The 12,488-nt window shown below is 69.9% G+C and carries 11 protein-coding genes; 10 read left to right on the plus strand and 1 reads right to left on the minus strand.

What is annotated here, in order from left to right; translation table 11 throughout:
• The first annotated feature begins 1 nt into the window (after position 1).
• The 6 genes from QQA12_RS10050 to QQA12_RS10075 are packed head-to-tail and all read left to right on the plus strand — an operon-like array spanning position 2 to position 4,240.
• On the plus strand, positions 2 to 364 hold the full coding sequence (locus tag QQA12_RS10050) for a GntR family transcriptional regulator (RefSeq protein ID WP_054666580.1): 363 nt from the start codon (positions 2 to 4) through the stop codon (positions 362 to 364).
• Entirely contained in the window at positions 361 to 1,233 is an 873-nt protein-coding gene (locus QQA12_RS10055) for an ABC transporter ATP-binding protein (protein ID WP_056932199.1), read from the plus strand. Before QQA12_RS10050 ends, QQA12_RS10055 begins: the two co-directional genes overlap by 4 nt.
• Positions 1,230 to 2,243 carry a hypothetical protein gene (locus tag QQA12_RS10060; RefSeq protein WP_056932200.1) on the plus strand — a complete coding sequence of 338 codons (1,014 nt, stop codon included), beginning with the start codon at positions 1,230 to 1,232 and terminating at the stop codon, positions 2,241 to 2,243. The genes QQA12_RS10055 and QQA12_RS10060 overlap by 4 nt, the downstream gene beginning before the upstream one ends.
• Before the next feature lie 37 nt (positions 2,244 to 2,280).
• Positions 2,281 to 3,120, plus strand: coding sequence for a DUF4097 family beta strand repeat-containing protein (locus QQA12_RS10065; protein WP_226049211.1), 840 nt, complete (start codon positions 2,281 to 2,283; stop codon positions 3,118 to 3,120).
• A 37-nt stretch (positions 3,121 to 3,157) separates the two neighbouring features.
• Positions 3,158 to 3,745 (plus strand): DUF2884 family protein, encoded by a 588-nt coding sequence (locus QQA12_RS10070; RefSeq protein ID WP_226049212.1) that lies wholly within the window; start codon positions 3,158 to 3,160, stop codon positions 3,743 to 3,745.
• A 60-nt stretch (positions 3,746 to 3,805) separates the two neighbouring features.
• Positions 3,806 to 4,240 (plus strand): hypothetical protein, encoded by a 435-nt coding sequence (locus tag QQA12_RS10075; protein WP_056932201.1) that lies wholly within the window; start codon positions 3,806 to 3,808, stop codon positions 4,238 to 4,240.
• A gap of 84 nt (positions 4,241 to 4,324) precedes the next feature.
• Here the strand turns inward: QQA12_RS10075 and QQA12_RS10080 are convergent, their stop codons facing one another.
• Positions 4,325 to 5,722 carry a class II fumarate hydratase gene (locus QQA12_RS10080; RefSeq protein WP_226049213.1) on the minus strand — a complete coding sequence of 466 codons (1,398 nt, stop codon included), beginning with the start codon at positions 5,720 to 5,722 and terminating at the stop codon, positions 4,325 to 4,327.
• 153 nt (positions 5,723 to 5,875) lie between these two features.
• Between QQA12_RS10080 and purB the strand changes: the two genes are divergently transcribed.
• The 4 genes from purB (at position 5,876) to QQA12_RS10100 (ending at position 12,440) form a co-directional block, all read left to right on the plus strand.
• A complete protein-coding gene (purB, locus tag QQA12_RS10085) occupies positions 5,876 to 7,258 on the plus strand; it encodes an adenylosuccinate lyase (protein ID WP_054666591.1) in 1,383 nt (460 codons plus the stop codon).
• 335 nt (positions 7,259 to 7,593) lie between these two features.
• The gene (locus QQA12_RS10090; RefSeq protein WP_226049214.1) at positions 7,594 to 9,588 is read left to right on the plus strand and encodes a methyl-accepting chemotaxis protein; all 1,995 of its coding nucleotides are present in this window, start codon (positions 7,594 to 7,596) and stop codon (positions 9,586 to 9,588) included.
• A gap of 170 nt (positions 9,589 to 9,758) precedes the next feature.
• Complete coding sequence (locus tag QQA12_RS10095; RefSeq protein WP_054666595.1) at positions 9,759 to 10,046, plus strand: hypothetical protein; 288 nt, start codon at positions 9,759 to 9,761, stop codon at positions 10,044 to 10,046.
• 141 nt (positions 10,047 to 10,187) lie between these two features.
• Positions 10,188 to 12,440 carry an EAL domain-containing protein gene (locus QQA12_RS10100; protein ID WP_226049215.1) on the plus strand — a complete coding sequence of 751 codons (2,253 nt, stop codon included), beginning with the start codon at positions 10,188 to 10,190 and terminating at the stop codon, positions 12,438 to 12,440.
• Positions 12,441 to 12,488: the final 48 nt, after the last annotated feature.

Here is a 12,488-nt window from a genome sequence, read left to right on the forward strand (position 1 = left end):
CATGAGCGATATCCAGTGGAGCGATGGCGCTCCCATCTACCGCCAGCTGAAGGATCGCGTGATCGCGATGATGCTGGACGGGGTCATCAAGCCGGGTGACGCCCTGCCCTCGGTACGCCAGGTGGCGGCCGAGTACCAGTTGAACCCGATCACGGTCTCGCGCGCCTACCAGGAACTGGCCGACGAGAACCTGGTCGAGAAGCGCCGCGGCCTGGGCATGTTCATGACCGAGGAAGCCGCGCGCAAACTGCGCGGCAGCGAGCGCGACCGTTTTCTCAATGAAGAGTGGCCCGGCGTACTGGAACGCATCCAGCGCCTGGGCCTGACCTTGGAAGATCTGCTGCCACCGGGGACCACACCATGAATGCCGCCGTCGAAGCCGTCGTTTCCGCCCAGGGCCTGCGCAAGGCCTACAAGCAGAAGCCGGCACTGGACAACACCAGTTTCACCATCGCCCCGGGCCGCATCGTCGGCCTGATCGGCCCCAACGGCGCCGGCAAGACCACCGCGCTCAAGGCGCTGCTCGGGCTGACCGCGGTCGAGGGCGACCTGCGCGTGCTCGGCATGGACCCGCGCACCCAGCGCAACGCGTTGATGAACGATGTGTGCTTCATCGCCGACGTGGCGGTGCTGCCGCGCTGGATCCGGGTCAAGGAAGCCATCGATTTCGTCGCCGGCGTGCATCCGCGCTTCGACCGCGCCCGCTGCGAGCGCTTCCTCGCCAACACCAAGCTGCAGCCGAAGCAGCGGGTGAGCGAGATGTCCAAGGGCATGGTGGTGCAGCTGCACCTGGCGCTGGTGATGGCCATCGACGCGCGCGTGCTGGTGCTGGACGAGCCGACCCTGGGCCTGGACATCCTCTACCGCAAGGAGTTCTACCAGCGCCTGCTGGAGGACTACTTCGACGAGCAGAAGACGATCATCGTCACCACCCACCAGGTCGAGGAGATCGAGCACATCCTCACCGACGTGCTGTTCATCCGCGACGGCAGGATCGTGCTCTCGGCCGACATGGAGAGCGTATCCGAGCGCTACGTCGAGCTGCTGGCGTCGGCCGACACCCTGCAGGCCGCGCGCGAGCTGGCACCCATCGACGAGCGTTCGCTGCCGTTCGGCAAGACCGTGCTGCTCTACGACGGCGCCGACCGCACCCAGCTCGACGCCCTGGGCGAAACCCGCAACCCCGGCCTTGCCGACCTGTTCGTGGCCATCATGAAGGGAACCTACGCATGAACGCCGTCCATCACATCACCCCGCTGGGCAGGTTCAAGTGGCTGCTCAAGCGCGAATACTGGGAAAACCGCGGCGGCTTCCTGCGCGCGCCGCTGGTGGCCGGCGGCATCTCGCTGCTGCTGTCGCTGATGGCGATCGTCGCCGGCCTGATCGCCGCCCGCCGCGCCGCCGAGAAGGGCGACCTGCACATCAACGGCATCCAGGTCAACGGCCTGGACCTTGGCATGCTGACCCAGCACATGACCCCGGCGGACATGGCCAAGTTCGGCGAGGGCATGAACATGACCCTGCTGCTCAGCTCGGCATGGCCGTTCATCACCCTGGCGTTCGTGGTGTTCTTCTATTGCCTGGGCGCGCTGTACGACGACCGCCGCGACCGCAGCGTGCTGTTCTGGAAATCGATGCCGATCTCCGATACGCAGACGGTGCTGTCCAAGCTGGTCGGCGCGCTGGTCATCGCCCCGCTGCTGGCGGTGGTCGCGGCGATCATCACCATGTTCGGCTTCATGATCATGATCAGCCTGGTGGTGCTGTTCCACGGCGGCAACCCGCTCACCCTGATCTGGGCCTCGTCCAACCCGTTCTCGATCGCCGCCAGCCACCTGGCATGGATCCCGGTCTACGCCCTGTGGGCGATGCCCACCGCCGGCTGGCTGCTGCTGTGCTCGGCCTGGGCCCGCAGCAAGCCGTTCCTGTGGGCGGTGATGCTGCCGGTGTTCGCCGGTGTCATCGTCAGCTGGTTCGACGTGATGAAGCTGTTCGGCCTGAACAGCGGCTGGTTCTGGGGCCACGTGGTCAGCCGCCTGCTGCTCAGCGCCACCCCGGGCATCGAGCTGGCCTACCGCAGCCCCACGCCTACCGGCGAGTCGGTCAAGTCGATGCTCAACGGCTTCTCGCCCAGCGTGCAGCTGGCCGGCCTGGCCAACCCCGAGCTGTGGGTCGGCGTGGTGGTCGGCGCCGTGTTCATCGCCGCGGCGATCTGGCTGCGCCAGCGCCGCGACGACACCTGAGCTCCCTTTCCTGCCTGCCGTGATCCCGAGGAACCCGATGAACATCAAGCACACGACGATCAAGCCCCTGCTGCTCGCCCTGGCCCTGCTGCCCGGCGTGGCCCTGGCCGACGACCACTGCAAGTTCAGCCAGCCCCAGGCAATGGACCTGGACCTGGCCGGCGTCAAGGCGGTGGTGTTCGAGGTCAACAGCCACGACCTCAGGCTGCAGGCATCGTCCGCTGCCCGCGCCGCGCTGTCCGGCCGCGCCTGCGCTTCCAGCCAGGACCTGCTCGGCCAGCTGTCGCTCACCCAGGAAAAGGTCGGCGACAAGCTCGTGGTCCGCCTGCAGCGCGAGAGCCGCGGGATGAACATCAGCTTCGGCTCCAGCTACGCCTGGCTGGACATCGCCGGCACCCTGCCCGACACGATGATGGTGCAGCTCAAGGTCGGATCCGGCGATGCCTCGCTCAGTGGCGCCCAGGCGATGAGCGCCGACGTCGGCTCCGGCGACGTGAAGGCGCGCGACATCAAGGCGTTGGCCACGGCCGCGGTCGGCTCGGGCGACATCGAGCTGGACAACGTCGGCGCGCTGCACGTGGTCTCGATCGGCTCCGGCGATGTCCGCGTCGGCGGCGTGCGCGGCGATGCCAGTATCGGCAGCATCGGCTCGGGCGACCTGGAACTGCGCGACGTGCAGGGCAACGTCGACATCGCCAGCATCGGCTCGGGCGACGCCGACGTCGGTGCCGTCCGCGGCACGGTCACCCTGGGCACCCTGGGCTCGGGCGACCTGCGCGTGCGCGATGCCGGCAGCCTGCGGGTACGGCACACCGGCAGCGGCTCGGTCGACCACTCAGGCATCCGCGGTGCCGTGGAACTGCCGAAAAAGCGTTGATCCCATTTCCCTTCCCGCCTGCCACGGAAGCACCCATATGAAAACGCTCAAAGCCCCCCTGTTCGCGCTGCTGCTGTGCCTGCCGCTGGCCGCCTGCGACGAACGCCCCCAGGCCGACGACCCGCTGGGCGAAGCCAGCATCGGCCAGAAAGTACGTGAAGCGACCAACCGCGCACGCAAGGAAATCACCGAGAAGAACATCAGCATTTCCAGCGACGGCGGCGCCAAGGTCGAGATCTCGCCCACCGGCGACCTGCTGATCGACGGCCGCGCGATCGCAATCGACGAGAGCCAGCGCAAGCTCCTGCTGGAATACCGCGCCCAGGTCGTCCAGGTGGCCGAGGCCGGCATCGAGATCGGCGTGCAGGGCGCCAACCTCGGCGTGCGCGCCGCCGGCGAGGCGCTCAAGGGTGTCCTGTCCGGCGACACCGAGCAGATCGAGAAGCGGATCGAGGCCGAGGCCAGGAAGCTTGAGCAGAGCGCGACCCGGATCTGCGACCAGCTGCCGGCGATGCTCGCCACCCAGCAGCGGCTGGCCGCGGCCATCCCCGAGTTCAAGCCCTACGCCAGGATGGACCAGAGCGACATCGATGAATGCCGCGACGGCCGGGTGACCACGCGCTGACCGCCCGCGGCGGGGGAGCGGTAGAATCGCCGCTCCCCCGCCGTACCGTTGCACCCCGCCATGAACAAGCTGCTGCTGTCCCTCCTGCTGGCCTGCATCGCCACCGTCGCCGGTTGCGGCGACCGCGAGCAGTACACCGCCCACCGCGCCGAGCGCAGCAAGCCGAAGATGGAAGTGGGCGCCAACGTGGTGTCGGTGCGGCGTGCGCCGTACCCGAACCTGGACATCCTGCCCGATGGCAGGCTGCGCGTGGACGACATCGAGATTCCGCTCGACGACGGGCAGCGCGAACTGCTGCGGACCAGCTTCGTCAAGCTGCAGATCCTGCGCCAGAACACGTTGACCGAATCGACCGCGCCGGCCGATGCCAGCGGCCGCACCATCCCGCTGGACGTGCCCGCCGGGCAGACCCCGTTCCCGCCGGACCTGGCCGAGCGCATTCCCGAGTTCAAGCAGTACAGCGAAGCGCTGGCCAATCCGCGCGCACTGCGCTGACCGCCCGCGCACCACGCCACGGCCGCCCGCGGTACCGGCCCGCCGGTCCGCGCCGCCGCACGGCGGCGCAAACCAGCCAGCGCATCAATGGTCGTGGATGCCGCCGCGGGTCAACGCCGCCGGGTCCAGCAGGCGCCTGAGCTCCGCTTCCGGCAGGCCGCTGTCCTCGCGGGCGATCTCCAGTACCGGACGCTGCTCCCGGTAGGCGCGCTTGGCGATGGCCGCGGCCTTCTCGTAACCGATGATCGGGTTGAGCGCGGTCACCAGGATCGGGTTGCGCGCCAGTGCTTCGCGCACCCGTTCCTGCTTGACCACCAGCCCGGCGAACACCTTGTCGGCCAGCAGGGTCATCACGCTGGACAGCAGCTGGATCGAGTCGAGCAGGTTGGCCGCGATCAGCGGCAGCGCCACGTTCAACTGGAAGTTGCCGGTCTGCCCGGCCACGGTGATCGCGGTGTGGTGGCCGATCACCTGCGCGGCGGCCATCACCGTCGCCTCCGGGATCACCGGGTTGACCTTGCCCGGCATGATCGAACTGCCCGGCTGCAGGGCCGGCAGCTCGACCTCGCCCAGCCCGGCCAGCGGCCCCGAGTTCATCCAGCGCAGGTCGTTGGCGATCTTGATCAGCGCCACCGCCAGCGCGTTGAACTGGCCGGACAGTTCCACCGCATCGTCCTGCGCGGCCAGCCCTTCGAACTTGTTCTGTGCGCTCTCGAAGCGGGTGCCGGTCGCGGCCGACAGCGCGCGCGCCACCTTGCCGCCAAAGCGTGGATCGGCGTTGATGCCGGTGCCGATCGCGGTGCCGCCCAGCGGCAGCCGGCGCAGCCGTTTCAGGGCGTCCTCGATGCGCCCCTGCGCCGATTCCAGCTGCGCCGACCACGCGCCGAACTCCTGCGCGAAGGTCAGCGGCATCGCGTCCATCAGGTGGGTGCGCCCGGTCTTGACCACCTTGCCCAGCGCGCGCCCGCGCCGGTCGATGGTGCGGCGCAGGTGCCTGAGCGCCGGCAGCAGCGTCTCCACCGTCTGCAGTTGCGCCGAGACCCGGATGGCGGTGGGAATCACGTCGTTGGAACTCTGGCCGAGGTTGACGTGGTCGTTGGGGTGCACGCGGGTCTTGCCGGCCCTGCCGCCCTGGTTGGCCAGCGTGGCGATCACCTCGTTGGCGTTCATGTTCGAGGACGTGCCCGAGCCGGTCTGGTAGACATCGATCGGGAAATGCGCGTCATGGCCGCCGGTGGCCACGTCCAGCGCCGCCGCGCGGATCGCCCGGCCCACGCCCCTGGGCAGCAGCCCGAGCCCGGTGTTGACCTCGGCGGCACTGGCCTTGATCAGCCCCAGCGCGCGGATGAAGGCGCGCGGCATGCGCTGCCCCGATACCGGGAAGTTCTCCACGGCGCGCTGGGTCTGCGCGCCCCACAAGGCCCCGGCCGGCACCTGCAGCTCGCCCATGCTGTCGTGTTCGATCCGGTATTTCCCGCTCATCGGCATTCTCCCAGCCATTGCCCAAGGAAGGGCCCGAGGATACGCCGCGCGCACGCACGCCGGGGTGCGCGCGGCGCCTGGACCGGCGCCGCGGGCGGCCGCTCCACGCAGGCCGTAGAATATGCGCCCCCGTCCCAGCCCCTGCCCGCCGACATGACCGAAACGTCCCGCCCGGAAGCCGCCCTGCTCGCCCTGTCACCGCTCGACGGCCGCTATGCGTCCAAGGTCGACGCGCTGCGCCCGATCTTCTCCGAGTACGGCCTGATCCGCGCGCGGGTGAAGGTGGAGATCGAGTGGCTGCTGGCGCTGGCCGCCGAGCCCGGCATCGGCGAGCTGGCCGGCTTTTCCGACGCCGCCAAGGCACGCCTGCGCGCACTGGCCGATGGTTTCTCGGTGACCGACGCCGCCCGCGTCAAGGACATCGAGCGCACCACCAACCACGACGTCAAGGCGGTGGAGTACTTCATCAAGGAGCGGCTCAAGGACGATGCCGAACTGGCGCCGGCGCTGGAGTTCGTGCATTTCGCCTGCACCAGCGAGGACATCAACAACCTGTCCTACGGGCTGATGCTGGCCGAGGCGCGCAGCCAGGTGCTGCTGCCGACCCTGCAGGGCATCGCCGCCTCGCTGCGCCAGCTGGCCCACGCCCAGGCCGCGCAGCCGATGCTCTCGCGCACCCACGGCCAGACCGCCTCGCCGACCACGCTGGGCAAGGAAGTGGCCAATGTCGTCGCGCGCCTGGAGCGGCAGATCCGCCAGATCGGCGCGGTCGAGCTGACCGGCAAGATCAACGGCGCGGTGGGCAACTACAACGCCCACCTGGTGTCGTACCCGGACGTGGACTGGCCGGCCTTCGCCGAACGCTTCGTCACCTCGCTGGGCCTGGTGTTCAACCCCTACACCACCCAGATCGAACCGCATGACAACGTCGCCGAGATCGGCGATGCCACGCGCCGCGCCAACACCATCCTGATCGACCTGGCCCGCGACATCTGGGGCTATGTCTCGCTGGGCTATTTCAAGCAGAAGCTCAAGGAAGGCGAAGTCGGCTCCTCGACCATGCCGCACAAGGTCAACCCGATCGACTTCGAGAACGCCGAGGGCAACTTCGGCGTCGCCAACGCGCTGTTCGAGCACTTCAGCGCCAAGCTGCCGATCAGCCGCTGGCAGCGCGACCTGACCGACTCCACCGTGCTGCGCGCGCTGGGCACCGCGTTCGGCCACACCCAGGTGGCGCTGGAATCGCTGGCCAAGGGCCTGGGCAAGCTGGAGGTGAACCCGCAGCGCCTGGACGCCGATCTGGACGCGGCCTGGGAAGTCCTGGCCGAAGCCGTGCAGACGGTGATGCGCCGCCACGGCCTGCCCAATCCGTACGAGCAGCTCAAGGCGCTGACGCGCGGCCAGGGCATCACCGCCGAATCGATGCGCGGCTTCATCGAATCGCTGGACCTGCCGGCCGATGCCAAGCAGCGCCTGCGCGAGCTCACCCCCGGCGGCTACGCCGGCCTGGCCGCGCAGCTGGCCCGGGCGATCTGACCGCGGCCCGGCCGATATCCCGCGGGTATCGGGGTTCGCCGCGCGTACAACGGCCAGGCCAGCGCCTGGCCGTTGTCGTATCCGCCGGGGCCATCGCCACTGCCGGCCCCGCCCGGCGGCGCCCCCCACGCCGGCCTGCCGCCGGCACGCGGCCGACGTCTGGAACAAACGCCGCCAATCGTGTAGAAAAGCGCGGTTGAGGTACCGCCAGCCGCGGTGACCGGCTTTGCCGGGCAGGACGCACGGGCCTGCAAGACGAAGCGCCATGACAGCCACTCCCCCGGGGTGGCTGTCATGGCGCTTTTTTAATGCCCAGGTTTTCAACAGGGGGATTCATGGGTGCTGTCGAGACATCGCGGACGCGGGATGCGGAGGCCATCGAGGCGGACCGGCTGTTCCTGCTGATGCTGGCGCTGCTGGGGATGGCGGCGCTGGCCCATGCACTGGATTCGGGCAGCTGGGCCCTGTTCGTGGCGGCATGCCTGCCCACGGCCGGGTTCGCCGGGTTCCAGGTCTGGCGGTCGCCCGGCAGCCGGCGCAGCCGCCTGGCGATCGCACTGGCACTGGCGGCGGCGCTGGCCGCCGCTCCGCCCGCCCTGGGCGATGCCGGCGGCCTGGCCGTCGTTGCCATGCTGCTGTGCTATCGCGACTGGGTGCCGCTGGCGCTGGCGGCGACGGGCCTGCTGCTGCCGCAGTTGGCATTGCAGCCGGCCGCCACGGTGGCATGGCCGCACATCGCCTGGGCCGCAGCCATGGCGGGGTTCGCCTGCATGGTCGCCGTGCGGCTGCGGCGTTCCGGTGCGGCGGTGCGCCAGCCTGCCCACGAGGAGCCGCCGGCGACCACGCCGGCACCCGTCGCGGCAGGCACCGCCCCCGCCGGCTTCCATGTCGAGGCCGCGCTGTGCGCGCTGCGCACCGGCATGATGATCGCCGACCGCGAGCATCACATCGTCTACGCGAACCAGGCCGTCATCGCGATCCTGCGCAACCAGCGCGGGGAGCTGCTCAAGGCCTTTCCCGACTTCGATCCCGAGCGCCTGATCGGCGCCAGCATCCACTGCTTCCACCGTGATCCGGCGCGTATCCGCGCCCTGCTCGATACGCTCGACGGCACCCATTCCGGGCGCATCCAGATCGGCGAGGCGCATTTCAGCCTGAACGTCACGCCGATGGTCGACGGCGACGGCCAGCGCCACGGCTTCGTCGTCGAATGGCACGACCGCACCGCCGAAGCCCGCATGGAGCACGACATTGCCACGATCATCGATGGCGCCGCGCAGGGCCGGCTGGACCAGCGCCTGCACGCCACCGGCGAGACCGGCCTGATGGGACGCCTGTCGCGGGGCGTGAACCGGCTGCTCGACGCCACCGCCGAAAGCGCCGACGAAATGCGCCAGCTGCTGTCGGCGTTGTCCCGCGGCGACCTGGGCCGCCGCATCACCCGCGATTTCGAGGGGGTGTTCGGGCAGATGAAGACCGATGCCAACGCCACCGCCGAACAACTGGCCGCCATCGTCGCCGGCATCCAGCAATCGGCCGACCACATCTCGGCGGCCGCCACCCGCATCGCCGCCGGCAACGACGAACTGTCGGCGCGCACCGAGCGGCAGGCGGCCACGCTGCGCGAGGCGGCCGCCTCGATGGACCGGCTCACCGCCACCATCGGCGACAATGCCGGGGCGGCGCACCACGCCAGCCAGCTGGCCGAGGGCGCCGCGACGGTCGCCCGCCAGGGCGGCCAGGTGGTCGACGAGGTGGTACTGACCATGCGCGCCATCGAAACCGCCTCGCGCAGGATCGGCGAGATCATCGGGGTGATCGACGGCATCGCCTTCCAGACCAACATCCTGGCCCTGAACGCGGCGGTCGAGGCCGCCCGCGCCGGCGACAGCGGGCGTGGCTTTGCCGTGGTCGCCGCCGAGGTACGCACGCTGGCGCAGCGCTCGGCCATCGCCGCCCATGAGATCAAGGACCTGATCGGCAACTCGGTGGACAGGGTCGCCGACGGCTCGGCGCTGGTGGAGAGGGCGCGCCGCACCATGATCGACATCGTGTCCTCGGTGCAGCATGTCACCGCCCTCACGGCCGAGATATCGACCGCCTCGCGCGAACAGAGTGCGGGCATCGCGCAGCTCAACCAGACCATCGCGCAGATGGACAGGAGCACGCAGCAGAATGCGCAGCTGGTGCAGGAAACCGGATGCGCCACCCATGACATGGAGCGCGAGGCCACCCGCCTGGCGCACGCCGCGGCCCGCTTCCGGCTGGCTGCCCCGCCGCCGGACGCCGCGATGGAGGTACCCCGCGCGGCACCGGCGATGGCATGGTGAGAGGATGCCCGCATGCCGGGAAACGATGGAAGCTTTTCACGCAAACATGGAACAGGAACAGATGTCGAGCATGCTCCACCCCACGCCCGGCGCCGGACGCGTCCGGCCCGATCCGGAACCGGACGCCGCGCCCGCGGCGCTGCCCGCGTCCCCCACCACAGGAATGCGGCATGGCCCGGATCATCTGCACTGACCCGGGGCTGGCCACGCGGCTGCGCACGCTCCTGGCCGAGACCGGCGAGGCCGAGGTCATCCAGCAGAGCTGCGACTGCGACCGCGCGCCGCTGTGCCGTTGGCTCGATCCCGATCCGCTGGGACCCAGCGGACAGGTCCAGGCCACGCTGTACGAGGCCATCGAAACCCTGGAGCGCAGCCGGCACGCCTTCCGCTCGCGCGAGATGGGGCAGCTGCGGCAACGCCTTACCCGCCTGCTGGAGGACCTGGCAGGCGCCGCTTGACCCGGGTGCCGCGCCGCGCGCGGACCCGCTTTGCCGGGCAGGACGCACGGGCCTGCAAGACGAAGCGCTGCGACGGCCGTTCCCGATGGGACGGCCGCCACGGCGCTTTTTTCATGCTGGCCTTCAACGCAAGAGGAAACCATGGGTGCCGTCGACACACTGCAGGAGCTGATGCGGCGCATTGGCCTGGAGCAGGCAGAGATCAGCGAACGCGGCCGCCTGCTGGAATGGCGGCAGGACGATGCGCAGCGCCTGAACGAGAACGCCGCGCGCATGGCCGGTGCGCAGGCCGCCTTCATCGAGCGGCTCTACCGCCATCTCGACGACTTTCCCGCCCCGGCCGCGCTGCTCGGCGACACCGGCACCGTGCACCGGCTCAAGCAACGGCAGCTGGAGTACTACCAGCGGCTGTGGCAGGGGCCCTACGACCGCGACTACCTCGACAACCGCCTGCGCATCGGCCTGATCCACCACATCAACGGGGTCGAACTGAAGTGGTACCTGGCCGCCTACCGGCTGTACCTGGAACAGATGCTGGCCCCGCTGTGCGGCCAGGGCGCCGACGCGCAGCTGTTTTCCAGCCTGCTCAAGGCGGTGTTCTTCGACATGACCCTGGCCATCGACACGTACAGCGCCGCCCAGCGCAAGGCGCTGGAGGACAGCGAGGCCCGCTTCGCGCGCGCCCTGCGCGGCGCCCATGACGGGATCTGGGACTGGCACCCGGGCGCGGACACGCTCTACGTCTCCGAACGCTGGGCCGAGATGATCGGGCTGGAGCGGCGCCACCTCGGCCAGACCAGCGACGCCTGGTTTTCCCGCGTCCACCCCGATGACCTGTCCGGCCTGCACCAGGCCATCAATGCGCACCTGCACGGCGAATCGCACTGGATCCACCACGAATACCGCATCCGCTGCCGCAATGGCGACTGGCTGTGGGTGCTCAGCCGCGGCGTGGCCGAGGCCGAACGCGACGGGCAACTGCGCATCACCGGCTCGCAGAGCGACATCAGCCGGCGCAAGGCCGTCGAGCACCAGCTGCACCACGCCGCCCGCCACGATCCGTTGACCGGGCTGGCCAACCGCCTGCGCCTGGACGAACTGCTCCTGCACACCCAGCGCCAGCTGCACGAAACCGGCAACGGCCAGGCCGCGGTGCTGTTCATCGACCTGGACCGCTTCAAGCTCATCAACGACAGCTTCGGCCACCTGTTCGGCGACGGCGTGCTGGTCGAGGTCGGCCGCCGGCTCGCGCAATGCCTGCGCGCCGACGACCACCTGTTCCGCTTCGGCGGCGACGAATTCGTGGTGCTGCTGGCCGACCCCGGCAGTGCCGGGCGCGCCGAACAGGTCGCCCAGCGCATCCTCGGCCACCTGCACCAGCCGATGCGCGTGGACGACCGCACCCTGGTGGTCAACGCCAGCATCGGCATCGCCACCCTGCAGGCCAGCGCCGACCTGAACGACGCCCTGCAGGCCGCCGACCTTGCCCTGCACCAGGCCAAGCAGGCCGGCAAGGCCCAGTTCGCCCACTACAGCGCCGGGCTGCAGGCCAGCGCGCAGCGCCAGCTGGAGCTGGAGAGCGCGCTGGGCCAGGCGCTGGCACGCGGCGAGTTCGTGCTGCACTACCAGCCGATCCACCGCCTGGACGCGCACGACCCGCCGATGGTCGGGGTCGAGGCGCTGCTGCGCTGGCGCCACGACGGGCGCCTGGTCCCCCCACTGGAGTTCATCCCCTCGCTGGAGGAATCCGGGGAAATCGTCCAGGTCGGCGACTGGGTGCTGCGCGAGGCCTGCCGGCAGACGCGGGCCTGGCAGCTGGCCGGGCACCGGCACCTGTACTGCTCGGTCAACCTGTCCCGGCGCCAGCTGCAGCAGGACGATTTCGTCGCGCGGGTGGTCGCCATCCTCGATGACACCGGACTGGCCGCAGCCAGCCTGGTGCTGGAAATCACCGAGACCCACCTGATGCAGGACAGCAACGCCACCCTCGGCGCGCTGCGGGGCCTGGCCGCGCTCGGCGTGCGGCTGGCGCTGGACGACTTCGGCACGGGTTATTCGTCGCTGGGTTACCTCAAGCGCTTCCCGCTGCACATGCTGAAGATCGACAAGAGCTTCATCGCCGGCCTGCCCGGCGACGCCGAGCTGGAGGTGATCAGCCGCGCCATCATCGGCCTCGGCCACAGCCTCGGCCTGGAGGTGGTGGCCGAGGGCGTCGAGCACCCCCGGCACCTGGAGTTCCTGCGCGCCGAAGGCTGCCCGCTGGCCCAGGGCTACGGCTTCAGCCCGCCCTGCCCGGCGGCGATGCTGGAGCGTCTGCTCCAGGACGGTGCTGCGTCGCCGCCGCTGCCGGCCCCGCATCCGGCGGCGCTAGGCGCGTCGGCGGCGACTGGGTGACAATGCGGTTTCCGTCGGCGGACACCGCCGCCCCCGTTTCCAATGGTA

Origin of the sequence: Stenotrophomonas sp. 17(2023) (genome assembly GCF_030345315.1) — a bacterium.
In the GTDB taxonomy this organism is placed as follows: Bacteria; Pseudomonadota; Gammaproteobacteria; order Xanthomonadales; family Xanthomonadaceae; genus Stenotrophomonas; species Stenotrophomonas acidaminiphila.